The 23,411-nt window shown below is 72.1% G+C and carries 21 protein-coding genes; 12 read left to right on the plus strand and 9 right to left on the minus strand.

Going from position 1 to position 23,411, the window contains the following annotated elements; all coding sequences use genetic code 11:
• Positions 1–52: 52 nt before the first annotated feature.
• Entirely contained in the window at positions 53–1,432 is a 1,380-nt protein-coding gene (locus ACQEV1_RS49365) for a glycoside hydrolase family 15 protein (protein ID WP_285625392.1), read from the plus strand.
• Between the two features lie 10 nt (positions 1,433–1,442).
• Here ACQEV1_RS49365 and ACQEV1_RS49370 read toward each other — a convergent pair whose 3' ends face one another.
• The 4 genes from ACQEV1_RS49370 to ACQEV1_RS49385 form a co-directional block, all read right to left on the minus strand.
• Positions 1,443–1,865, minus strand: coding sequence for a cobalamin B12-binding domain-containing protein (locus ACQEV1_RS49370; protein WP_285582471.1), 423 nt, complete (start codon positions 1,863–1,865; stop codon positions 1,443–1,445).
• A gap of 119 nt (positions 1,866–1,984) precedes the next feature.
• Positions 1,985–2,485 carry a beta-class carbonic anhydrase gene (locus ACQEV1_RS49375; RefSeq protein ID WP_285582472.1) on the minus strand — a complete coding sequence of 167 codons (501 nt, stop codon included), beginning with the start codon at positions 2,483–2,485 and terminating at the stop codon, positions 1,985–1,987.
• A 214-nt stretch (positions 2,486–2,699) separates the two neighbouring features.
• Positions 2,700–3,641 (minus strand): nucleoside hydrolase, encoded by a 942-nt coding sequence (locus ACQEV1_RS49380; protein WP_433404832.1) that lies wholly within the window; start codon positions 3,639–3,641, stop codon positions 2,700–2,702.
• Positions 3,642–3,658: 17 nt separating this feature from the next.
• Positions 3,659–4,339, minus strand: coding sequence for a PIG-L deacetylase family protein (locus ACQEV1_RS49385; protein WP_285582883.1), 681 nt, complete (start codon positions 4,337–4,339; stop codon positions 3,659–3,661).
• A gap of 128 nt (positions 4,340–4,467) precedes the next feature.
• Here ACQEV1_RS49385 and dhaK point away from each other — a divergent pair, with 128 nt between their 5' ends.
• From dhaK to ACQEV1_RS49410, 5 genes are all read left to right on the plus strand, one after another.
• Positions 4,468–5,463: a dihydroxyacetone kinase subunit DhaK gene (gene dhaK / locus ACQEV1_RS49390; protein WP_285625388.1), complete on the plus strand. Its 996-nt coding sequence runs from the start codon at positions 4,468–4,470 to the stop codon at positions 5,461–5,463.
• Positions 5,463–6,071 (plus strand): dihydroxyacetone kinase subunit DhaL, encoded by a 609-nt coding sequence (dhaL, locus tag ACQEV1_RS49395; protein WP_433404835.1) that lies wholly within the window; start codon positions 5,463–5,465, stop codon positions 6,069–6,071. The genes dhaK and dhaL overlap by 1 nt, the downstream gene beginning before the upstream one ends.
• Positions 6,068–6,466 carry a dihydroxyacetone kinase phosphoryl donor subunit DhaM gene (gene dhaM / locus ACQEV1_RS49400; protein ID WP_433404838.1) on the plus strand — a complete coding sequence of 133 codons (399 nt, stop codon included), beginning with the start codon at positions 6,068–6,070 and terminating at the stop codon, positions 6,464–6,466. The genes dhaL and dhaM overlap by 4 nt, the downstream gene beginning before the upstream one ends.
• Before the next feature lie 172 nt (positions 6,467–6,638).
• Positions 6,639–8,930, plus strand: coding sequence for a DNA helicase PcrA (gene pcrA, locus ACQEV1_RS49405; RefSeq protein ID WP_433404841.1), 2,292 nt, complete (start codon positions 6,639–6,641; stop codon positions 8,928–8,930).
• Positions 8,931–9,032: 102 nt separating this feature from the next.
• Entirely contained in the window at positions 9,033–10,502 is a 1,470-nt protein-coding gene (locus ACQEV1_RS49410; RefSeq protein ID WP_433404844.1) for a right-handed parallel beta-helix repeat-containing protein, read from the plus strand.
• Between the two features lie 7 nt (positions 10,503–10,509).
• Here the strand turns inward: ACQEV1_RS49410 and ACQEV1_RS49415 are convergent, their stop codons facing one another.
• The gene (locus ACQEV1_RS49415) at positions 10,510–11,661 is read right to left on the minus strand and encodes a sensor histidine kinase (protein ID WP_433404846.1); all 1,152 of its coding nucleotides are present in this window, start codon (positions 11,659–11,661) and stop codon (positions 10,510–10,512) included.
• A gap of 191 nt (positions 11,662–11,852) precedes the next feature.
• Here ACQEV1_RS49415 and ACQEV1_RS49420 point away from each other — a divergent pair, with 191 nt between their 5' ends.
• From ACQEV1_RS49420 to ACQEV1_RS49430, 3 genes are all read left to right on the plus strand, one after another.
• On the plus strand, positions 11,853–13,046 hold the full coding sequence (locus ACQEV1_RS49420; RefSeq protein WP_433404848.1) for a sensor histidine kinase: 1,194 nt from the start codon (positions 11,853–11,855) through the stop codon (positions 13,044–13,046).
• On the plus strand, positions 13,043–13,708 hold the full coding sequence (locus ACQEV1_RS49425) for a response regulator transcription factor (protein ID WP_433404851.1): 666 nt from the start codon (positions 13,043–13,045) through the stop codon (positions 13,706–13,708). Before ACQEV1_RS49420 ends, ACQEV1_RS49425 begins: the two co-directional genes overlap by 4 nt.
• Positions 13,709–13,818: 110 nt before the next feature.
• The gene (locus tag ACQEV1_RS49430; protein ID WP_433404854.1) at positions 13,819–16,995 is read left to right on the plus strand and encodes an efflux RND transporter permease subunit; all 3,177 of its coding nucleotides are present in this window, start codon (positions 13,819–13,821) and stop codon (positions 16,993–16,995) included.
• 4 nt (positions 16,996–16,999) lie between these two features.
• Here the strand turns inward: ACQEV1_RS49430 and ACQEV1_RS49435 are convergent, their stop codons facing one another.
• Entirely contained in the window at positions 17,000–17,512 is a 513-nt protein-coding gene (locus ACQEV1_RS49435; RefSeq protein ID WP_433404857.1) for a hypothetical protein, read from the minus strand.
• 488 nt (positions 17,513–18,000) lie between these two features.
• Positions 18,001–19,416, minus strand: coding sequence for a serine/threonine-protein kinase (locus ACQEV1_RS49440; protein WP_433404859.1), 1,416 nt, complete (start codon positions 19,414–19,416; stop codon positions 18,001–18,003).
• A gap of 91 nt (positions 19,417–19,507) precedes the next feature.
• Between ACQEV1_RS49440 and ACQEV1_RS49445 the strand changes: the two genes are divergently transcribed.
• Complete coding sequence (locus ACQEV1_RS49445) at positions 19,508–19,939, plus strand: hypothetical protein (RefSeq protein ID WP_433404861.1); 432 nt, start codon at positions 19,508–19,510, stop codon at positions 19,937–19,939.
• An 11-nt stretch (positions 19,940–19,950) separates the two neighbouring features.
• Here ACQEV1_RS49445 and ACQEV1_RS49450 read toward each other — a convergent pair whose 3' ends face one another.
• Together ACQEV1_RS49450 and ACQEV1_RS49455 are read right to left on the minus strand one after the other, a co-directional pair.
• Complete coding sequence (locus ACQEV1_RS49450; protein WP_285582502.1) at positions 19,951–20,577, minus strand: LuxR C-terminal-related transcriptional regulator; 627 nt, start codon at positions 20,575–20,577, stop codon at positions 19,951–19,953.
• Between the two features lie 13 nt (positions 20,578–20,590).
• Complete coding sequence (locus tag ACQEV1_RS49455) at positions 20,591–21,784, minus strand: ATP-binding protein (protein WP_433404864.1); 1,194 nt, start codon at positions 21,782–21,784, stop codon at positions 20,591–20,593.
• Between the two features lie 130 nt (positions 21,785–21,914).
• Between ACQEV1_RS49455 and ACQEV1_RS49460 the strand changes: the two genes are divergently transcribed.
• Together ACQEV1_RS49460 and ACQEV1_RS49465 are read left to right on the plus strand one after the other, a co-directional pair.
• Positions 21,915–23,213, plus strand: coding sequence for a PspC domain-containing protein (locus tag ACQEV1_RS49460; RefSeq protein WP_433404867.1), 1,299 nt, complete (start codon positions 21,915–21,917; stop codon positions 23,211–23,213).
• The gene (locus tag ACQEV1_RS49465) at positions 23,200–23,394 is read left to right on the plus strand and encodes a hypothetical protein (RefSeq protein ID WP_285625359.1); all 195 of its coding nucleotides are present in this window, start codon (positions 23,200–23,202) and stop codon (positions 23,392–23,394) included. The genes ACQEV1_RS49460 and ACQEV1_RS49465 overlap by 14 nt, the downstream gene beginning before the upstream one ends.
• Positions 23,395–23,411 lie beyond the last annotated feature (17 nt).

The following is a 23,411-nucleotide window of genomic DNA, read 5'->3' on the forward strand; positions in this document are numbered from 1 at the left end:
TCTTTGGTGTACTGGATGCCGTGAATTTCGGGAGTTGCCGGTGAGCAGGAACATGCCACGGGATGTTCGCCGTGTCGCATCTCTCCTGCTTGTCGGGGCACTCACCGCGACGCTCGCCGCGTCCATGCCGGACGACGGGCGGCCCGACTGGCGCAGCCCGGGTCTCATCGGCAACGGCGGCTGGCCGTTCTCCCGCGCCGCGGTTCCACAGGAAGAGGCGGAGGGCGCCTCGTACATCCCGGACAGTTCCGTTCTCGCCCTGCCGGGCGGCAAGGCGCGCCTGATCCCGTTCGGGTTGGACGACCCGGTGACACTGCCGCGCGACGACCCGCGCGTGGCCGAGGCCGTACGCGCCGACCAGGCGTGGCTCGCGGAGGGCGTCGTCCCCGGCATGACGGCGGCCGAACGCGAGGCCGCCGGCCGCGCCCTGCTCGACCTGCGCATGCTGACGCTGCCGAACGGCGCGTCGACCGCCTCCTGGTACGGCTCGTGGAACTACATGTGGCCGCGCGACGGGGCCTTCACCGCGGCGGCGTTCGCGGTCACCGGACACGGCGACGACGCCCAGCGCGTGCTGTACTTCCTGGCCCGCGCCCAGGACCGCAGCGGCCTGTGGGCGGCACGCTACCGGCCGGACGGTACGGCCGTCGCGGACGGTCGGCAGGTCCAGCTCGACAGTCTCGGCTGGGTGCTGTGGGCCACCTGGTTCCTGCACCAGACCGCCCCGCAGGCGGCGAACCTGGACACTCTGTGGCCGATGGTGCGCCGCGCCGCCGACCGGGCGGCCGATTCCCTGCGCTCCGACGGCCTGCCCCCGCCGTCGCCGGACTACTGGGAACGCAGCACGTCACACGAGCAGGCGCCGCACGTGGCCACTCTCGGCGTGTGCGCGCCGCTGCTGGCCGGCCTGCGCGCCGCCGCGTCGCTCGCGGCCGCACGAGGCGACAACGACGAGGCGCAGCGCTGGCACCGCGACGCCGAACGTCTGGCGCAGGGCATCGAACGCCGCTTCGGCCCGTACGGATATCCGCGATCGCCGATCGCCGGGGGGCAACTGGACTCGTCGGTGACGTTCATGGCGCCGCCGTTCGCGCCGTCATCCCCCGCCGTGCTGGCCGCGGTGACGAAGACGGGCGACCGCCTGCGGCTGCCGACCGGCGGCGTGGTGCCGGGCGAGGGCTACGGCGCGAGCGCCGCGTGGACCCCCGAGACCGGCCTGTTCGCCCTGGCGGCCGCGGCGTCGGGTGACCTCACGGCGGCCAAGGGCTGGCTGGACTGGCTGATCGCCAACCGGTCGACGCTGGGTTCGTTCCCGGAGAAGGTCGACGACGACGGAGACCAGGCCGGCGTCGCCCCGCTGGGCTGGACCTCCGCCCTGGTCGTCCTCGCCCTGACCGCGAACCAGACCGTGCTGCCGACCCCGCCGGCGTAGAACGGGGTCCTCAGCTCTCCGCGACGGCCTCGCGGGCGTCCTCGCCCACGTTGGCGCGGACCCATTCGACGATCTCCTGGGTCGTGGCGCCCGGGGTGAAGACGCGGGCCACGCCGAGCTTCTCCAGTTCGGGAATGTCGGCGTCCGGGATGATGCCGCCCACGAAGACCGGGATGTCGAGCGCGTCCCGTTCTTTCAGCAGGTCGAGGACGCTCGCGCACAGGGTCATGTGGGCGCCGGACAGGATGGACAGGCCGATGCCGTCGGCGTCCTCCTGCAGGGCCGCCTCGACGATCTGCTCGGGCGTCTGGTGCAGCCCGGTGTAGATGACCTCCATGCCGGCGTCGCGCAGTGCCCTGGCGACCACCTTCGCGCCTCGGTCATGACCGTCCAGACCGGGTTTGGCGACGACGACGCGGATCGGACCAGCCATTCCTGCCTCCTACCGGGTGCTCAGCCTCTTCGCAGAGTAGCCGTACCCACGAAGACGCCGGGCGGGTGGCCCTCGCCCGAAACGTTCGCGGAGCGCGGGCCATCCCCGGGCGGATCAGCTCACCTCGTCCGGCTGACCTCGTTGAGCTCGCCGGTCTTGACGTCGTAGACGAAGCCGCGGATCGCGGACTTGTCCGGGATGAACGGGCTCGCCGTGATGCGCGCGATCGACTGCCGTACGTCGGCGTCGAGGTCGGGGAACGCCTCCGCCGCCCACTCGGGCCGGACGCCCGTGTCCGCCTCCACCTGCGCGCGGAAGTCGTCGTCGGTGAAGGTCAGCATCCCGCAGTCCGTGTGATGGATCAGCACGATCTCGCGGGTGCCGAGAAGCCGCTGACTGATCGCCAGGGACCGGATCACGTCGGCGGTGACCACCCCGCCGGCGTTGCGGATGACGTGCGCGTCGCCCTCGGACAGGCCGAGCACGCCGTACGGGTTCAGCCGGGCGTCCATGCAGGCGACGACCGCGACGCCCTTACCGGGCGGCAGCGGCAGGTCGGCCTTGTCGAACCCGGACGCGTAGCGCCGGGCGTTCTCCAGGAGTTCGTCCGTGACGGACATTCGACCAGCTCCTTCTCATGATGAGTGAGGGGGGACCGGGGCGGGCCACAGGCCTGCAGGCGCCGGCCTGCGACCCGGCGGACAGAGCTGGTCGAACAGGTGGAGGCGACGGCTCACCCAGAAGACATCGAGGAGAATGCCGGGCCCGTCCGCCATAGGACGATCTCAACACGGAACGCACTCCGTGGCCAGACCCCGACGGCGCGTCAACTTCTCAGAGCAGGCTTGCGAGCAGCCGTTCGCGGAAGGTCTCGACGTCGACGCTCACGGCGACCTTCACCGCGGGGCGGTCGTCCTTCTCGGCGTGCAGGCGGCGGTCCCACAGGGTCGTTCCGCGGGTGCGTTCGCCGCGCAGTTCGACGCGGACCGGGCGGCTCGTGTACTCCCCGAGCTCCGGGTCCAGGGCCAGCATCGCGGCGAGCGCGTCGTGGATGACGACGCCGCGCCGGCCCAGCTGCCGCCGGTAGACCTCGGCGTAGAACGCCAGGATCCGCGTTGCCAGCCGCGCCTGGTCGGTGTCCCCCGCGGCCAGCCGGTCGAGCCACTCGCCGTCGAGTACGGCCGCGTGGGTGACGTCGAGGGGCACGAGGGTGATCGGCCACCCGGCCGCGAAGACCAGTTCGGCCGCCTCCGGGTCGTGCCAGATGTTCGCCTCGGCGTGGCTGGTGACGTTGCCCTGGTGGCCGAACGCGCCGCCCATGATGACGACCTCGCGGAACATCTCGGGCAGCGCGGGTTCGAGCAGGAGCGCGATGGCGAGGTTGGTCAGCGGCCCGGTCGCCAGGAGGGTCAGCTCGCCGGGGTGCTCGCGGGCCAGCCGGACGATCTGCTCGGGCGCGGAGAACCCGACCGGGCGGCCCTCCGGATCGCCCAGGCCGATCTCGCCGAGCCCGTCGGACCCGTGCACGTCGGCGGCGAGGCTCACCGCCTGGGCCATCGGCCGGGCCGCGCCGACCGCGACCGGCACGTCGCGCACGCCCGCGTCCTCGAGCACGCGCAAGGTGTTGAGCGCGCCGACCTCCGCCGCGACGTTGCCGTGGACCGTACCGGCCGCGACGAGGTCGACCTCGCCGGTCTTGATCAGGGGCGCGAGGTACAGCAGGGCCAGCGCGTCGTCGATGCCCGTGTCGCAGTCGAGCAGGATCCGCCGTTTCACCAGGCCTCCTGGGGGGTTCACTGAGCCGGGATGATCGTGAAGACCTCGGCCAGGCGGCCCTCGGGCAGGCCGCCCCGCGCGGCGTTGGCGGACAGGAAGCCGCGCAGAAAGGTGTCGAGCTCGTCGTTGCCGGCCACCTGGCTGGCGTGCGAGCGCAGCGCCGCGAGCTTGCGGTCGAACACGTCGGTGACGTCGACGAGATGGTCCTCCGCCAGGCCGCCGCCGGAGATCCACACCTCGCGGGCGGTCCAGGCCTCCAGGCCCTCGGCGCGCAGTTCGGGGAAGGCGTACGGGTTGCGCGCGTCCGGGTAGATCGCGTCGAGCGCCGCGGAGCCGACCGCCCGGTGGTCGGGGTGGCTCGGGGCCATGCGCCGGTAGTTGCGCTCCGGGCTCGGCACCAGCACGCGGTCGGGCCGTACCTGCCGGATGACCCGGGCGATGTCACGCCGCAGGTCGAGAGTGGCCTCCACGCGGCCGTCCGGATACCCGAGGAAGCGGACGTCGGTGACGCCCACGCACTTGGCGGCGGCGAGCTGCTCCGCGCGGCGCAACGGCGCCATCTCCTCGCGCGGCACGTCGTCGTCGAAGCCGCCCGCGTCGCCGTCGGTGACGAGGAGATAGGTGACCTCGGTGCCGGCGTCGGTCCACGTCGCGACGGTGCCCGCCGCGGCGAAGTCGACGTCATCCGGGTGGGCCATCACCACGAGCGCGCGCGTCACGTCTTCGATCACCGTCACATCTTAGGGCGATCGACTACACCTGCGCCTTTACGCCCCGTCTCCGTACAACTCTGGCGTTTTGCGTGGCCACGGGGTATCCCGGACGAATGAAGAAACTGATCGATGCCGTTGACGACGTCGTCCTCGACGCGATGCGCGGCATGGCCGCGGCCCATCCCTCCCTGCGCGTGGACCTGGAGCAGCGCGTGATCGTACGGTCCGACGCGCCGCGTACGGGCAAGGTCGGGCTGGTCTCGGGCGGGGGTTCCGGGCACGAGCCGCTGCACGGAGGGTTCGTGGGGTACGGGATGCTCGACGCGGCGTGTCCGGGCGAGGTGTTCACCTCACCGGTGCCCGACCAGATCCTCGCCGCGACGACCGCGGTCTCCGGCGGTGCGGGCGTCGTGCACATCGTGAAGAACTACACCGGCGACGTGCTCAACTTCCAGATGGCCGCCGAGCTGGCCGAGGACGAGGACATCGAGGTCGTCCCGGTGGTGATCGACGATGACGTCGCGGTGCAGGACAGCACGTTCACGGCCGGCCGCCGCGGCACCGGCGCCACCGTCTTCGCCGAGAAGATCGCGGGCGCGCTGGCGGAGTCGGGCGGCGCGCTGGCCGACGTGGCGGGCGTGGCCAAGGAGGTCAACGAGCGGAGCCGGTCGTTCGGCGTCGCATTGACGGCCTGTACGGTCCCGGCCGCGGGCCGGCCGACGTTCGAGCTGGGCGAGGACGAGATCGAGCTGGGCATCGGCATCCACGGCGAGCCCGGCCGCGAACGGGTGAGGCTGCGGACCGCCACCGAGATCGTCGACGCCGCGCTGTCGGCGATCGACGAGGACATGCCGCTGTCCGGGTCCGAGGTGCTCGTTATGGTCAACGGCATGGGCGGTACCCCGCTGATGGAGCTGTACGGCGCGTACGCCGCGGCGGAGAAGTGGCTGGCCGGGCACGGCGCGACCGTCTCCCGCCGGCTGGTCGGCAACTATGTGACGAGCCTGGAGATGGCGGGCTGCATGATCTCGGTCTGCCGGCTCACGCCCCGGCTGACCGAGCTGTGGGACGCGCCGGTCGAGACCCCGGGCCTGCGGTGGGGGCGCTGATGGACACGTACGCGTGGATGGTCCGGTTCGCCGAACTGGTGAGCGCCGACGCCGAGCGGCTCACCCGGCTCGACTCGGCGATCGGCGACGGTGACCACGGCTCGAACCTCGACCGCGGCATGCGCGCCGCCGCCGAGGCGCTGAGCGCGGACCTGCCGCCGGGCAAGGTGCTGATGACGGCCGGACGGACGCTGGTGTCCAAGACCGGCGGCGCGTCGGGCCCGCTGTACGGGACCGCGCTGCGGCGCGCCGGGAAGGCCCTGGGAGACGCCTCCGAGGTCGGCGCGGCGGAGCTGGGCGCGGCCCTGCGCGCCGCGTTGGAGGGCGTCCAGGAGCTGGGCAAGGCCGAAGAAGGCGACAAGACCATGGTCGACGCCCTGGCACCCGCGGTGACGGCGTACGAGGCGGCGGCCGGTGAGGGTCTCGCAACGGCCGCCCGCGCGGCGCTGGACGCGGCCGAGAAGGGCGCCGAGGCGACCGTGCCGCTGCAGGCCCACAAGGGCCGGGCGAGCTATCTGGGCCCGCGCAGCGTGGGCCATCAGGACCCGGGCGCGGCCTCGACCGTGCTGCTGTTCCGTGCCCTGGCCGAGACGGCGGCGTCATCGTGACGGCGCATGTGGGGATCGTGCTGATCTCGCACAGCCGCGCCCTGGCCGAGGGCGCGGCGGAACTGGCCCGCCAGATGGGCGTGGGAGAGGTCGAGGTGCGCGCCGCGGGCGGCGCGGAGGACGGCGGGCTGGGCACGAGCCTGGACCTGCTGGAGACCGCGGTGTCAGAGGCCAACCAGGGTGCGGGTGTGGTGGTGATCGCCGATCTGGGCAGCTCGGTGCTGACGACGCGCACGCTCCTGGAGGATCGCGAGGAGGGCGGGACGGAGGTGGTCCTGGCCGACGCTCCGTTCGTGGAGGGCGCGGTCGCCGCCGCATCGGCCGCCGCGGGCGGCGCGGATGTGGCGGCGGTGACGAGAGCCGCGAGCGAGGCGTGGGACTTCCGCAAGACGTGACCCGCGGGACGGGTTCCCGAGTCGTATCAGGGGCAGCGCGCGAGAGGTGTTCGGTTCTTTTGAGGAATGGCGCGTCGGGCCGTTCCTCAACCGCCCCCTCCGGCCTGCGAGGACGTGCTCGGTATCGTCGGCTCGCCGCGCGCTGTCGGCCGTAGGCCGTAGGCTTATTTGAGTGTCCACGCTCGTAAGCCATCCCCTGCTCGACGGTCTCAACGACGCCCAGCGCGCGGCGGTCGTGCATCGAGGCGGTCCCCTGCTGATCGTGGCCGGGGCCGGTTCGGGCAAGACCCGTGTGCTCACCCACCGCATCGCCTATCTCCTCGGCGAGCGCGGCGCGCAGCCCGGTGAGATCCTCGCGATCACCTTCACCAACAAGGCCGCCGGTGAGATGCGGGAGCGCGTCGAGGCCCTCGTCGGCAACCGCGCCCGGGCGATGTGGGTGATGACGTTCCACTCCGCCTGCGTGCGCATCCTGCGCCGTGAGGCCAAGCGGCTGGGCTTCCCGAGCGGGTTCTCCATCTACGACCAGGCCGACTCGCAGCGGCTGATGGCGCTGGTCTGCCGCGAGCTGGACCTGGACCCCAAGCGCTACCCGCCGCGCGGATTCTCCGCTCAGGTCTCCAACCTGAAGAACGAGCTGATCGACTACGAGACCTTCAAGTCCCAGGCGTCGACCCATCTGGAAAAGACGCTCGCGGAGGCGTACGAGACCTACCAGGCACGGCTCCAGCAGGCCGGTGCGCTCGACTTCGACGACCTGATCATGACGACGGTCAACCTGCTGCAGGCGTTCCCCGACGTCGCCGAGCACTACCGGCGGCGGTTCCGGCACGTGCTCGTGGACGAGTACCAGGACACCAACCACGCCCAGTACATCCTGGTACGCGAGCTGGTCGGGCAGCAGGGCGACGACGGCGAGCTCACCCCGGCCGAGCTGTGCGTGGTCGGTGACGCCGACCAGTCGATCTACGCCTTCCGCGGCGCGACGATCCGCAACATCCTGGAGTTCGAGCGCGACTACCCGGACGCGAACGTCATCCTCCTGGAGCAGAACTACCGCTCGACGCAGACGATCCTGTCCGCGGCGAACGCCGTGATCGAGCGCAACGCCGACCGCAAGCCCAAGCGGCTGTGGTCCGACCAGGGCGACGGGCCCAAGGTCTCCGGCTACGTCGCCGACAACGAGCACGACGAGGCCGCGTTCGTCGCGCAGGAGATCGACCGGCTCAGCGACGACGAGGACGTCAAGCCCGGCGACGTCGCGGTCTTCTACCGCACCAACGCGCAGTCGCGTGTCTTCGAAGAGGTCTTCATCCGCGTCGGCCTGCCGTACAAGGTCGTCGGGGGCGTCCGCTTCTACGAGCGCAAGGAGATCCGCGACCTCCTGGCGTACCTCCGTGTCCTCGGCAACCCCGAGGACACCGTCAGCCTGCGGCGCATCCTCAACGTCCCCAAGCGCGGCATCGGCGACCGGGCCGAGGCCTGTGTCGAGGCGCTGGCCGGCCGGGAGCGCATCTCGTTCTGGCAGGCGCTGCGGCGGGCCGACGAGGCGCCCGCCATCGCCACCCGCTCGCTCAACCAGATCAAGGACTTCGTCGCGCTGCTCGACGAGCTGGGCGAGATGGTGGAGACGTCGACTCCGACCGAGCTGGTCGAGGCGATCCTGACCAAGAGCGGCTACCTCGCCGAGCTGGAGGCCTCCCGCGATCCGCAGGACGAGACCCGCATCGAGAACCTCCGCGAGCTCGAGTCCGTGGCGGCCGAGTTCGAGGAGCGCCTCGCGACGGGCATGCTCGGCGACGAGGGCCCGCAGACCGACGAGCGTCCCGCCGAGGGCCGGCTGGTGGAGTTCCTGGAGCAGGTCGCGCTCGTCGCGGACGCCGACCAGATCCCCGGCGGCAGCAACGGCGTCGTCCCCCCGGGCGAGCGGGCGCACGAGGGCGTCGTGACGCTGATGACGCTGCACACCGCGAAGGGCCTGGAGTTCCCCGTGGTGTTCCTCACCGGCATGGAGGACGGCGTCTTCCCGCACCTGCGCTCGCTCGGCGACCCCAAGCAGCTGGAGGAGGAGCGGCGGCTCGCGTACGTCGGGATCACCCGCGCCCGCCGGCGGCTCTACGTCTCCCGCGCGACGATGCGCAGCTCGTGGGGCGCGCCGTCCTACAACCCCGCGTCACGTTTCCTCACCGAGATCCCCGAGACGCTGGTCGAGTGGGAGCGGTCCGAGAGCGCGAGCGCCCCGGCGATGGCGTCGGTCGCCCAGCGGCCCGGCGTGCGCTCGCCCGGCAACCGCGCGGTGCCCGCCCTGGCGACCGGCGATCGCGTGGTCCACGACGCCTTCGGGCTCGGCACCGTCGTGACCGTGGACGGAGCGGGCGAGAAGGCCGCCGCCACGGTTGACTTCGGCGGTGACTATGGTGTCAAGCGCTTCGTGCTTCGGTACGCGCCGATCCAGAAACTCTGACCAGGTTGCATGGTTCGGATGGCCGAAAGCGGGCGTCGACATGTTCCCGGTGGCCCTGCATGATGCACGTGGGAGCATCCTGCGGCCCTGTATGGGAGGAAAATGGGGCGGTTCGTGCGGCGTTTTCTCGCCGCGATCGTCTTCACCGTGACCACCTTCTGGTTCGCCTCGTCGGCTTGGGCCGCTGAAGCGGGCACGGTCACGCCTCTGACCGCCGCCGGGACGACCACGTCGGCTCCCGGCACCGTCCCCGTCTACCGCCCGGCGGCCGCCTCGCCGCGCCTGGTCGTCTGCCGTACCGGCGCCTCGCTGACCGGCCTGGCCCGCGAGCTCGCGGCCGAGTGCCGGTACCACGAGATCCAGGCCGCCGTCGACGCCGTACGCTCACCGGGCACCACGATCTACGTGCTGCCCGGCACCTACCACGAGCCGTCCTCGCTCCGCGCGCCGAAGGGCCGGTGCGCCTCGCTGGACGACGCCACGCCCCTGTCGTACGACGACCAGCGCGCCTGCCCCCACCTGCAGAGCCTGATCAGCGTCACCGGCCAGCCCGGCCTGCAGATCGAAGGCGTCGGCGGTTCGGTGATCATCGAGGGCAAGAAGCAGGTCGGCGTCCGCGCCGAGCGGGCGAACGGCTTCTACCTGCGCGGCGTGACCGTCCGCGGCTTCACCGAAGACGGCGTGAGTGTCAGCGAGACCGACGGGTTCACCCTCGACCACGTCACCGGCCTGGCCAACGGCGGGCACGGGCTCGCGGCCTACACCTCCGACCACGGGCTGATCACCGACTGCTCGGCGTCCGGCAACGGCGACGCCGGCATCGCCACGGCGTCGGCCGCGGACCAGCGGGGCGGCCGGTTGTCCGTCGAGATCCGGCGCTGCGCGTCGTACGGCAACCTGATCGGCTACTCCGGCACGGCCGGCGACTCGGTGTACGTCCACGACAACACCTTCAACGGCAACTCCACCGGGGCGATGCTGGACAGCAGCGTGCAGGCCGTCGGCATGCCGCAGAACCACGCGATGTTCGTGGCCAACCGGGTCTTCGGCAACAACGCGGACTTCTACCACGACTGCCATGCGCGCTGCCCGCGCCGCGCGGTCCCGGTGGGCACCGGCATGCTGCTCGCGGGCGGTGACGAGAACACCTACGCGAGCAACATGGTCTACGACAACTGGCGGTACGGCTTCGCCCAGTACTGGATCCCGGCGAGCCGCCGGGGCGAGACCGACCCGGCCAAGGCGCGCGACACCTCCCACGGCAACCGCTACGTCGGCAACCTCACGGGCGTCACGCCGGAGGGCACCGCCGCCCCGAACGGCGTCGACTTCTGGTGGGACGAGCAGGGCGACCGCAACTGCTGGCAGAGCAACGCCTCGTCGCGGGGCTACCCGCGCAGCGACCCGGCGTCCCTGCCGACCTGCGACCACCCGTCGGCGGGCGGCCCGTACGCCCAGCAGGGCAACCCGGCCAAGACCGCCGTCGTGACGGCCTGCGCGGCGTACAGGCCGGGCCGGCCGGTCCCGAAGGGCTGCGACTGGCTGGCGACCCCGGCCCGACCCGCCTCCTGAGCCGTACTCAGCCGATCGTCACGACGACTGACGTGCCGTGCCCGGTCGGGCTGGTGATCTGCAGGATGCCGCCCAGCGCCTCGACACGGTCGCGGAGACCGGTGAGGCCGGAGCCCCGCGTGGGATCGGCTCCTCCGACGCCGTCGTCGCGGACCGCCAAGCGGACCTGGCTGTCCTGTTTGGCGAGGTCGACGCTCACCGTCGACGCGTTCGCGTGTTTCAGCACGTTCGTCAGCGCCTCGGACACCACGTAGTACAGGCTCACCTCGATCTCCTCGTCGAGCCGCCGGTCGGCGTCGATGTGGAGCTCGACGGGCACCGGGGACCGGGCCACGAGCTGCGTGAGCGCCGCGTCCAGTCCACGTGCCGCCAGCGTCGGCGGGCGCAGGCCCACGGACACTTCGCGGAGCTCGTCGATGGTGCCCGTCAGGTCCTGGACGGCCTCGGACAGCCGCCGCCGGAGTTCTTCGTTCCCCGGCGGCACGCTCTCCTCCGCCTCGCGGAGCCGGAGCGCGAGGGAGATCAGGTGCTGTTGGGCTCCGTCGTGCAGGTCGCGCTCGATCCGGCGCCGAGTCGCGTCGGCGCTGGTGACGAGGCGGGCGCGGGAGGCGATGAGCTCACAGCGCGTCTTGGCCTGGATGATCGCGCAGTTGAGGAGCTCGACGAACTTGCCCATGCGCTCCTCGACGTCGCCCTTCGGCGGCTCGGCGCCGAGGTACAGGGCCGTCATCGTGCCCCAGAGGTGATCGTCGACGATGACGGGGCAGGCCACGACGTGCCCGATCCGGTGTTCCCGGTGCCAGCCGCCGATGTCGCTGCTGATCGTCGCACTCGCGCGACTGCTCGGCCGGTGCCCCCGCAGCACCGCGGCCGACGGGGTGTCGTCACCGAGCGTCCAGCGCCCGCCGAAGGGCGGCCCGATGTCGGGCGTGCCGGGAGCGCGCCAGAACGCCATGATCGACATCGTCCGGTCGCCCTCGTACCGGTTGATCGCGGTGTAGTCGGCCTTGATCAGGCCGCCGAGCGCGCAGGCGGCCGCGTTGAAGATCACCGACGGCGAGGCGCCCCGCGCGACCAGAGTCGCGACATGCTGCAGCGCACCCCGCTCTTCGGCGAGCCGCCGCACCTCACCACAGTTGGAGTGGTCGGTGACGCTCATGCCCACCCCTCTGCCTGTCGGTGCCCGGTTCGGTCGCACGAATGGCCTCACTCTAGGAACGATTTCGCTGTGTAGACAAGTCGGGCACAGTGAGTGATCATCGCAGGCCGGTCGATGTACCGCGGACGCGGTATACGGGGTGGCCCGGCGGGCTGACGTGCCGACGGAAGCGGGCGTTTACCGTGTGCTCGGTGCCGGGCCCGGGTGCGTACGGTGAGGTGGTGAGCGTGGGAGGCGACCAGGCGTGGTGGCGGCGGTACCCCCGGGTCGTCGACGTGGCCGTGGTGCTCGTCGCGTTGTTCCTGACCCTGGGGATGATGCGGTTCGCCGGCCGCCCGCCGACCAGACGGGTGCTGGGACCGGTGGACTACGGGTACGCCGCGGCGGCCTGTGCCGTGCTGCTCATGCGGCGACGGTGGCCGGTGGGCGTGCTGGTCGTCACCGTGCTGCTGGCGGTGGCGCACGGCGCGATGCGGGAGCACGGGCCGCAGTTCCTGCCCGGGCAGGTCGCTCTCTACACGATCGCCGTCGCGCGGGGCGGCCGGGCGGGCCTGGTGGCGGGTGCCGTGTTGCTGGCGGCGGCCGGGACCACGCAGATGGTGGTGGCGCCCGAAGAGCTCTCGCTGGGCGCGGTCGCCCTCGTCACCTCGACCGGTCTGGCGGTGGCCGCGGGTACGGGGGTGCGGACCCAGCGGGCCTACGTGGCGACGCTGGAGGAGCGGGCGGTACGGGCGGAGCGGGCCCGGCGGGAGGAGGCCGCCCGGCTGGTCGGCGAGGAGCGGGTGCGCATCGCCCGTGAACTGCACGACGTGGTCGCCCACCAGCTGACGCTGATCAACGCGCAGGCGGGGGTGGCGCTCTACCTGCACGAGGGCGGGCAGGGCGAGCCGGCCGGGCTGGTGGAGACCTTGTCGCACGTGAAGGACGACTCCAGGCAGGCGCTCGCGGAACTCCGGTCCATCGTGGGCCTGCTGGGGACTCCCGAGGTCCCCCGCGAGCCGGTGCCGGGGCTGGACCGGCTGGACGACCTGGCCGCCTCCTTCGCCCGCGCCGGGCTGACGGTGGAGGTCCGGCGGCGGGGAGAGGCGCGGGCGGTACCGTCGGCGGTGGACGTGTCGGGGTACCGGATCGTCCAGGAGGCGCTGACCAACGTCAGCAAGCACGCCGCGACCGGGACCGCCCGGGTGTGCCTCGACTACGCCCACGACACCTTGAAGATCGTCATCGCGGACGACGGGGCGGGGCGGGGCCCCGGCGGCGGTTCGGGCCGGGGGCTGATCGGCATGCGCGAGCGCGCCGCCGCGGTGGGCGGCGAGGTGACCACCGGGCACCGGCCGGGCGGCGGGTTCCTGGTCGAGGCGGCCCTTCCGCTGGGAGACCAATGATCAGAATGCTGCTGGCCGACGACCAGGCGCTGTTGCGCAAGACGCTGCGCATGCTGCTGGAGGCCGATCCGGGGCTGGAGGTGACCGGCGAGGCCGCCGACGGCGTCGAGGCCGTGGAGATGGCGGCGGAGCAGCGGCCCGATCTGGTGCTGATGGACATCCGGATGCCGCGCCTGGACGGGCTGGAGGCCACCAAGCGGATCAAGCGGGACCGGCCCGAGGTCAAGATCCTGATCCTGACGACGTTCGAGATCGACGAGTACGTGTTCGAGGCGCTGCGCGCCGGCGCGGCCGGGTTCCTGGGCAAGGGCGCCGATCCGGCCGAGCTGCTGGCGGCGATCAAGACGGTGGCGGCCGGCGAGGCGCTGTTGTCGCCGGCGGCGACCAAGGCGCTGATCTCCCGGTTCCGGGACCAGGCGGAGTGGCCGTCCGACCCCGCGCGGCTGGCCGCGCTGACGCCACGGGAGCGGGAGGTGCTCACCATGGTGGCCGGCGGGCTGTCGAACGAGGACATCTCCACGCACCTGCACCTGAGCCCGCACACCGTCAAGACCCACATCAACCGGACCATGGCCAAGCTCGGCGTCAGCGACCGCGCCCAGCTGGTGATCATCGCGTACGAGAGCGGTCTGGTCAGGCCGGGCGGCCCGCGTCCGCGGTAGCGCCTACCGCGGGCGCGGTAGGCGCGAATGCCGCGCCGCTCCGATGCGGCCGGGCCGGGTCGCGCACCAGGGTTGAGGGGACCTGTCGTCTCCCTGGTGAAACGAGTTCGATGTCCTGGCTTTCCAAGATCAGCTTGGCGAACCGCAAGCTGGTCCTTCTGATCACGATCGGGGTCATCGCGCTCGGCGCCTACCTGATCCCGACGCTCAAGCAGCAGCTGCTGCCGAGTCTGTCCTTCCCGGCGATCGCGGTGACCGCGACCTACCCGGGCGCGTCCCCGCAGGTGGTCGAGGACCAGGTCGTCAAGCCGATCGAGGACGCGGTCAAGAACACCGACGGCCTGGAGACGATGACCTCGACCTCCCGCCAGGGCAGCGCGACCGTGCAGTTGCGGTTCGCCTTCGGGACCGACACCCAGGACCGGTCGACGCGGATCCAGCAGGACCTGAACAAGATCGCCCAGCGGCTGCCCGACGGCGTCGACCCGCAGGTGATGACCGGCTCGACCGACGACCTGCCGACGCTGACGCTGGCCGCCACCTCCAGCGACGACCCGCGCGTACTGGCCGACAAGCTCACCGGGCAGGTGGTGCCCGAGCTGGAGGCCGTCGACGGGGTGAACGAGGCCGCGGTGTCGGGCGAGCGCGCCCGCGTCGTACGGGTCGTGCCCGACCAGGCGAAGCTGCGGCGCCACGGGCTGACCATGGCCGCGGTCACCACCGCGCTGCAGACGGCCGGGACCACCGCGCCGGGCGGATCGGTGGACGCGGACGGCAAGAGCGTCAGCGTCCAGATCGGCGGCCCGATCACCTCGGTCGCCCAGCTGGAGCAGCTGTGGCTGACGTCCTCCGCCGCGGCGCCCCCGTCCGGCGGCGGCCGGGCCGGCGCCCCCGGTGCGGCGGCCGCGGGCGGTGCGGCGCGGCTCGGCCAGGTCGCGTCGGTCCAGGTCACCGACGCGGCGGCGACGTCCCTGACCCGTACGGACGGCCGGGAGAGCCTGGGCGTCTCGATCACCCTCGACCCCGACGGCAGCGCGTCCTCGGTCTCGGACGACGTCCGTAAGCTGCTGCCCGGCCTGCAGCGTCAGCTCGGGGACGGCGCCCGGCTCACCGTCGTGTCCGACAGCGGCCCCGCCGTCAGTGACGCGGTCTCGGGCCTGCTGGAGGAGGGCCTGCTCGGCCTGCTGATGGCCATCGTGGTGATCGTGCTGTTCCTGCGGTCGGCCCGCTCGACGCTCGTCACCGCGATCTCCATCCCGCTGTCCGTGGTGATCGCGCTGATCGCCCTGAAGGTCGGCGGCTACTCGCTCAACATGCTCACGCTCGGCGCGCTCACCATCGCGGTCGGGCGGGTGGTCGACGACTCCATCGTCGTGCTGGAGAACATCAAACGCCACCTCGGGTACGGCGAGGACAAGGCGACCGCGGTCCGTACGGCCGTGCGCGAGGTGGCCGGCGCGGTCACCGCCTCCACCCTCACCACCGTCGCGGTGTTCCTGCCGATCGCCCTGGTCACCGGGATGGTCGGGCAGCTGTTCGGCCCGTTCTCCATCACCGTGACGGTCGCGATGCTGGCCTCCCTGGTGGTCGCGCTCACCGTGATCCCGATCCTGGCGTTCTGGTTCCTCAAGACGCCCGCCACGGGCGCCGACCCGGAGGAGTTCCGCCGCCGGGCCGAGGAGGAGGAACGCCACGGACTGCTGCAGCGTGCGTACGTCCCGGTCATCTCCTTCGCCACCCGGCACCGCAAGAGCGTGCTGGCCGGGGCCGTGGTCATCCTCATCGGCACGTTCGCCCTGGCCGGCGGCCTGAAGACCAGCTTCCTGGGCGACTCGGGCACCCAGGCGCTCAGCATCACCCAGAAGCTGCCCGCCGGCAGCAGCCTGGCCACCACCGATGCGGCGGCCAAGAAGGTCGAGGGCGTGCTGGCCGCCACCGGCGGCGTGGCGTCCTACCAGGTCACCCTCGGCTCCCCGGGCGGCCTGATGGGCGCGGGCAGGGGCGCGAACAGCGCCTCGTACACCGTCTCGCTCAAGGACGGCACCGACGCCGACACGGTCGAGAATTCCCTCCGCGGCAGGCTGGACGGCCTCACCGGCGCGGGCGAGCTGACCGTCGCGGCCAACAGCGGTTTCGGCGCCTCCAACGACATCCAGGTACAGGTCCACGGCGGCGACGACACCGCCCTCACCACCGCGACCCGGCAGATCGAGCAGGCCCTCAAGGGCGTGTCGCAGGTCACCGACGTCACCAGCGACCTCAGCGAGAGCGCGCCCCAGCTCGTCGTCCACGCCGACGGCGAGAAGGCCGCCGCCGCGGGCCTGACCGACACGACGCTGGCCGCCGCGGTCACCGAGGCCACCCAGGGGCAGACCGTCACCACCGTCGGCCTGGACGGCGAGGACACCGACGTCGTCCTGCGCAGCACCGGCACCGCCCCGCACACGGCCGCCGACCTGAAGAAGCTCAAGATCGGCACCGCCACCGGCCGGACGGTCGAGCTCGGCGACGTCGCCACCGTCACCCAGCAGAACGGCCCGGTCGAGCGCGCCCGCGTCGACGGGAACCGCACCATCACCGTCACCGCCACGCCCGCCGGCGAGGACACCGGCGCGGCCAACCGGGCCGTCACCACCGCCCTGGACAAGCTCCGGCTGCCCGCCGGCGCCGACTACTCCCTCGGCGGCATCACCAGCGACCAGAACGACGCCTTCAAGCAGCTCGGCCTCGCCATCGTCGCCGCCATCGTGATCGTCTTCCTGCTGCTGGTGGCCACCTTCGGCAGCATCCGGCAGACCCTGGTGCTGCTGGTCTCGATCCCCTTCGCGGCGACCGGCGCGATCCTGCTGCTGCGCGTCACCGGCGTTCCGCTGGGCGTCGCCGCCATGGTCGGCCTGCTGATGCTCATCGGCATCGTCGTCACCAACGCCATCGTCCTGGTCGACCTCATCAACCAGTACCGCGAGAACGGCATGTCGATCACCGATGCCGTCACCGAGGGCGGCCGCCGCCGGCTGCGGCCCATCCTGATGACCGCCCTGGCCACGGTCTTCGCCCTGCTCCCCATGGCCCTCGGCGTCACCGACTCCGGAGGCTTCATCTCCCAGCCGCTCGCGGTCGTCGTCATCGGCGGGCTGATCAGCTCGACCGTGCTCAGCCTCATCCTGATCCCGACGCTCTACACGATGGTCGAGAGCCGCCGGGAGCGCCGTCAGGCCAGGAAGAACCGCGCCGACCAGGCCCCGCGCCACCGGTCGAAGGAACCGGTGAGCGCCCTGCCCGGATAGCCGGTCACGGCATGGGCCGGACGACCAGGGTCCCGTGCGCCGAGACGATGACGAGCTCGCCCCGGGGCGCGAAGGCGACGTCGTGCGCCTTCGCCCCCAGGCCCACGTGCCCGATCCACGAGCGGTCCCGGAGGTCGTACAGCGAGACTCCGGTGTCCGTCAGCAGCGCCGCCACCGGGCGGTCCCGCCACCGGCCGAGCCGCGCCCCGTTCGGCGCACCCGGACAGCCCGTCAGCGGCGGGCAGTACGCGGCCTCGGTGGTCAGGTCCCAGCACCACACGGCACCGTCCCTCCGGGCGACCACGGCCAGCGTGGGGCCGGCCCGATCGTCCACCGCGAGCAGGCCGGGCCCGTGCGGCTCCCCCTCCAGGACGTCGTACGTCTCCAGGTCACCGGTGACGGCGCAGTGGATCCGCAGGTCGGTGGCGAACTCGGCCACGGCCGCCACCGGCCGGCCGTCGCGACGGCCCAGGCGCCATCGGTCGGGCCGGTCCCAGCCGCCGCCCGGCACGGCCACGGATCGGCCACCGGGGCACCGGTCGCCAGGTCGTAGGCCTGGACGTACGCACCCCGGTCGTCGCGTGGCTCGTCCCACGCCGCGGCGACGACCGGCCGGCCGCCGGCCGTTCCGGTGACGATGTCGAGGGCGTGCCAGTCCAATGCCGACGGGTCCGGCAGCGAGACCGTACGGTCGGTGGAGCGGACGCGGAGTCCGCGGGAGGTGTTGACCACCACGGCGGGCGCCCCGCCGACCTCGGCCACCTCGATGCGGGGCGTGTCGAACCACCGCTCGTACCCGATCGACAGGAACCCGCCGTCCCGGCCGTCGGACAGGCGGTACACATCGGTGTCGTCGCAGGTGAGCCCCGTGGAGTAGGAGAGCTCCTCGGTGACCGCCACCCGGACGGGATCACCGGGAAGAATCGCCGTCGCGCCGGCCAGGACCGGGGCCTCGCCCGGTGCGTCGCGAAGATCGCGCTGCCAGAGCGTACGCCAGTGCATTTCTCAGGCAGCCGGAGCCGGCTTCAGGGTGAAGGGTGCCACCCCTTGGTGCACGGCCCCCTCCGCGATCTCGAAGTTGCCCTGGACCTTGTAGGCGCCATGGACCCACGAAAAACCGCTCCAGGCTGCGCTCTCCGGCAGAATCTCGACCAGGATGGCGGCGCATTTGTCGCTGGTCGGTTCCTCTCCCGCCGCCAGCTTCTCGGTGCAACTCGTCCACAAAGTGAAGGTCGCGCCGTCTTCCGCATGGGACGCGTCGTACGGTTGACCTTGCCCGTCCTGAGGAACGATGGCCTCGTCCAGGTCCGCCAGGATGTACACCCTCTTGCCATTGTTGGCTTCGAGGAACTTCTGGAACTTCTGGCCGGGTCCCCAGTTCGCGATCGGTTCGCGATACGAGGGCCTGGGCTGGCTCGTCACCACCGTTCTCGTCGCGGCCGGCGCCTTCGGCGATCCCTTGCCGTTCGGGCGCAGGGCGACGATGGCGAGGATGACGACGGCGACCATCACCACCGCGGACAGGGGAATGACGATCGCCGACCGTCTCCGGCCGTTACGGCGAACCGGCGCGGCAGGCGGAGCCGGCGCGGCGTAGGCCGGGAAGAACGAGGTCGGCCCCGTCGGCGCCGCCATCGCGCCGAGGACCGTGTTCGCGTCGGGCCGGGCTTCGGCGGCCGGGGCGAGCGCGGCCGACAGCAGGGGACGCAGTTCGTCCGGCACGCCGTCGAGGTCGGCGGCTCCCCGGTAGGTTCGCAGGGCGACCGCCTGCACTCCGCCCCCGCCGAAGGCCGGTCGCCCGGTCGCCGCGTAGGCCACGGTCGCGCCCCAGGCGAAGATGTCGGCGGGTGGGCCCGCCGTTCCGCCTTCGAGCACTTCCGGCGCCATGTAGCCGAGCGTCCCGATGGCACCGCCGTCCTGCGTGATGCGGGTCGCGTCGTGCTCCTGGGCGATCCCGAAATCGATCACGACCGGGTCGTCGTCGACCACCATCACATTGGCCGGCTTGAGATCACGATGGACGTGGCCGGCGGCATGGATCGCGACGAGGGCCTCGGCGACTCCGCGCGCTATTCGCCGCAGTCTGTCTCCCCGCAAAGGACCGTCCGACTTGACGACGTCGTGCAGGGTCCGGCCCTGCACATAGCCGGTGACCAGGTACGGGGGAACGACGTCCAAATCCGCGTCGATGAGCTGCGCCACCCGCGGACTGCGAATTCGCCGCATCGCCGCGACCTCGCGCCGAAGCCGCTCCCGCATGCCGTCGTCATAGGCGATGGAAGGGTGGAGTTGTTTGAGTGCGACAGTCCGTCCTTCGGGGTCGAGGGCGAGGAAGACCCGGCCCATCCCGCCGGCGGCCAGATGGGACTGCGGACGGTACTTTCCGATGGCCTCCGGCAAATCTTCGCTGCGCAATTCCACACTCCCCACTCGGTGCCGCGACTATATTGATCGCAGACCGGACCGGGCGCAACGCAGAACTCCCCCGGTGAAAATCGATGGTGGAGGCCGCGTGTCCCCATTCCGACCGGCCGTCCTGGTCGCCGTGGTGACCCTCGCCTGCCTGTCGACCGCCTGCCGGTCCGGGGACGAGAGTGCGAAGGCGGACACTCCCGCTCGGCCGACCGCCACCGCGCCGACCCGGGCGCCCGCCTCCCCGACCGCCGTGGCGTCGCCCGCCTGCCCGACGCGCGCCGAGATCGCCGACGCCGTCTCGTCGGCGGACCATTCCACCGGCGTCATCGTCTCCACCAAGGTGGTGTGCCAGGACGGCTGGGCGACCGTTCCCATGCGGTATCCGGGGTCCGACCCGGCGCGTGCCGTGGTCCGCATGCAGAACGGCGAACCGCGCCTCGTGACCTACGGGACCGACGGCCTGTGCGGCAACCCGAAGATGAAGAACGCGCCCGCCGAGATCAAGAAGGCCCTGGGCCCCTACTGCTGAGCGGACGGCTCTCAGACGAGGCGGCGGGCGGCGGCCCAGCGGGAGAGCTCGTGTCGGTTGGACAGCTGGAGTTTGCGCAGCACGCTGCTCACGTGGGTCTCGACGGTCTTGACCGAGATGAACAGCTCCTTGGCGATCTCCTTGTACGCGTAGCCGCGGGCGATCAGGCGCAGCACCTCGCGTTCGCGCTGGGTGAGCTGGTCCAGCTCCGGGTCGATGGCCGGCACGTCGGCGGCGGCGAAGGCGTCCAGGACGAAGCCCGCCAGCCGCGGCGAGAACACCGCGTCGCCCTCGGCCACCCGCTCGATCGCCTGGGTCAGCTCGCCCCCGGAGATCGTCTTGGTGACATAGCCGCGGGCGCCGCCGCGTACGACGCCGATGACGTCCTCGGCGGCGTCGGACACCGACAGGGCGAGGAACCGCGTCTCCGACGGCAGCACCCGGCGGAGCACCTCGACGCCACCGCCGCCGGGCAGGTGCACGTCCAGCAGGACGACGTCCGGCTCCGCCGCCTTGATCACTTCGACCGCCTCGTCGACGTCGCCGGCCTCACCGACGATCTCCACGGACTCGCCCAGCTCGGCCTTTACCCCGCTCCGGAACATCTGATGGTCATCGACCAGTACCACGCGCGTCATCGAGTCTCTCGCTTCACCTAGGGTTACGCCGCATCTCAAGTCGGACCTCCGTGCCGTCGCCCGGGGCCGTACGGATCTCGGCCTTGCCGCCGTTGCGTTCCATCCGGCCGATGATGGACTCTCTCAGGCCCATCCGGTCGTGCGGGATGGCGTCCAGGTCGAAGCCGCGGCCCCGGTCCCGTACGAAGATCGACACATCGTCGCCGGCCACCTCGGCGTAGACCGACACCGATGACGTACGGCCCTGGTCGCCCGGCTCTCCGTCCGCGTACTTGGCGGCGTTGACCATGGCCTCGCGTGCGGCCTGGAGCATCGCGCCCAGGCGGTCGTCCAGAGGGCAGTCGCCCACGCACACCACCTCGATCGGCATGCCGTGGTGGTCCTCGACCTCGGCGGCGGCCTTGCGCACGGCGGCGGCCAGGTGCTGTTCGGCGTCGGCCTTGGGCTCGTACAGCCAGGCGCGCAGGTCGCGTTCCTGCGACCGCGCCAGCCGCTGCACCTCCCGCGGGTCGTTCGCACTGCGCTGGATCAGCGTGAGGGTGTGCAGGACCGAGTCGTGCACGTGCGCGGCCACCTCGGCGCGCTCCTGCGAGCGGATGCGTTCGCGGCGCTCGGCGTCCAGGTCGCGCCACATCCGCAGCAGCCACGGCGCGACGACGACGGCGACACCGGCCAGGACGACGGTGGAGCCGAGCAGCACCTGCCCGGCCTGTCCGGGGTGGATCTTCTCGGCGAGGAACGCGACGAGCCCGGCGATCACCAGCAGCGTCCCGATGACGCTGCGCAGCCACATCGACTCGGAGCTGCGGACCCACCGGCGCCGGCGTTCCGGGTCGGCCTGCTGCCAGATGATCCCGACACCGATGCCGCCCGCGACGATCGGCCACACGGCCCAGTTCAGCGCGCCCGCGCCCCACGTGAACAGGCACAGCCCCACGACCAGCGCCGCGTACGCGAAGAGCTGCCCGATATTGCGTGGGCCCGCGGGCTCGTCGCGCTGCGGCACCAGCAGCCAGAGCGCGACGTACGCGACGACGCCCACGCCGGCGGCCAGCAGCACGGCGAACGCCACGCGTACGACGGCCACCTCCAGGCCGAGATGCCCGGCCAGTCCGGAGCACACGCCACCGACGAGCCGCTGGCCGACTCGTCGTTCGAGGCGGGCGGGGGCCTGCTGCGCGGTCTCCCCGCCGGGCGTTTCGGACACAAGGAGATGGTCACACGTTCCGTGCCGCTCTCGCATCGGGGAGGGCCCTGGGAGATCCCGGAGGTCCTCAGGGACGAGTCAGGGTCCTCCCGGATGGTGGCCGCGACAGAGGCACGAGACGATATAACGCATGAACGAGGACAGCGCCGAGACGCCCGGCTCCCCGCCGCGGCGGCTCCTCCGCTCCCAGGAGGGCCGTCTGATCACGGGAGTGTGCGCCGGCCTCGCTCGTTATACGCGCATCGACGCCATCGTGTTCCGGGTCGGGTTCGCGCTGCTGGTCATCACCACCGGTGTCGGCATCCTGCTCTACATCGCGGCCTTCCTGCTCATGGGCGCCCCCGACGGCGGGCCCTCGTGGGTCGAGCGGACCGGCAAACGCCTGTTCGACGGCGACACCGCGCTGGCGCTGCTCGGCGCGGGGCTGGGCGCCGGCATGCTGGTCGGCGTCGTGAACAGCTGGGGGTCCGGCGAGGCGCTGTGCGTCGTCGTGGTGTTCGGCCTGGCGCTGCTCGTGGCCCGGTCGCGCGGCGTCGATCTCGCCCAGACCGCACGAAACCTGCCGGACCGCCTCAAGGGCCACCCGCTGGGCTCCTGGACGCCGCCTCCATCACCGCCGCCCACGTACGCGAGGTCGGACGGCATGATCGACCTCGCCCGCCTCGGCCGCCGCACCGACGGTTACGCGGCCGGCCCGTACGCGCCGCCGGCCCCGGAGAGCACCACCCAGCCGCTCGGCACCGACCGGTTCCCCGCGGGCCCGTACGCCCCCGGCAGCGTCCCGCCGCCGCCTGCTCCGTGCTCCCCGCACCGGCCGTCGTACCTGACGGCGCTCACCCTGCTGACCGCCGCGCTGGTCGCCGTCGCGCTCTACGCCGGTTTCGGTCACCGCCCGCACTTCAGCGGCCTCCAGATCGTCATCGCCGGGGCGCTCATCGTCGTCGCCGTCGGCCTCCTCCTCGGTTCCTGGTTCGGCCGGGTCCGCAAGCTCGTTCTCGTTGGAGCGATCATGTCTCTCGCCCTCGCATCCACCTCGATCGCCGGTAACTCCACGGTCGCGCGCCGCACCCACCACATGGTGTGGCGCCCGGCGGTCGCCTCCCAGGCCGAGCAGACCCACAAGGTCTTCGTCGGGCAGGGCGTGGTCGACCTGACGGACGTGCCGCTGTCGCCGGGCCAGCGGCTCCAGGTCAACGCCGAGGTGACGCTCGGGGTGCTGGCGGTCAAGGTGCCGAGCACGGCCCGCATCGAGGTGGACGGCCACGCCTACCTGGGCGACATCACGGTGGACCGCCAGGTGACGAGCGGCCCGGGCGCCCGCGTCCACCGCGTGCTGGACCCGGAGGGCGGCACCCCCGCGACGGCGACGATCGCGCTGCGCATCCGCAGCAAGGTCGGCGACATGGAGGTCGTGCGTGTTCCGGCATAGGTTCGACCCGTCGTCGCTGGTCGCGGGCCTGCTGTTCCTGACGGTCGCGGGCCGCTACCTGGCCGAGGGCCTCGGCGGCCACCCCGTGTCGTTCCCCTGGGCCGCGCCGTTCGTGCTGGGCTCCATCGTCCTGATCGTCGTCCTGCGCATGATCTTCCGCTCCCGCCGCCGCGAGCAGTGACTGGTAGGACAGTGGCC

The organism is Actinoallomurus sp. CA-142502 (assembly GCF_050936355.1).
In the GTDB taxonomy this organism is placed as follows: domain Bacteria; phylum Actinomycetota; class Actinomycetes; order Streptosporangiales; family Streptosporangiaceae; genus Actinoallomurus; species Actinoallomurus iriomotensis.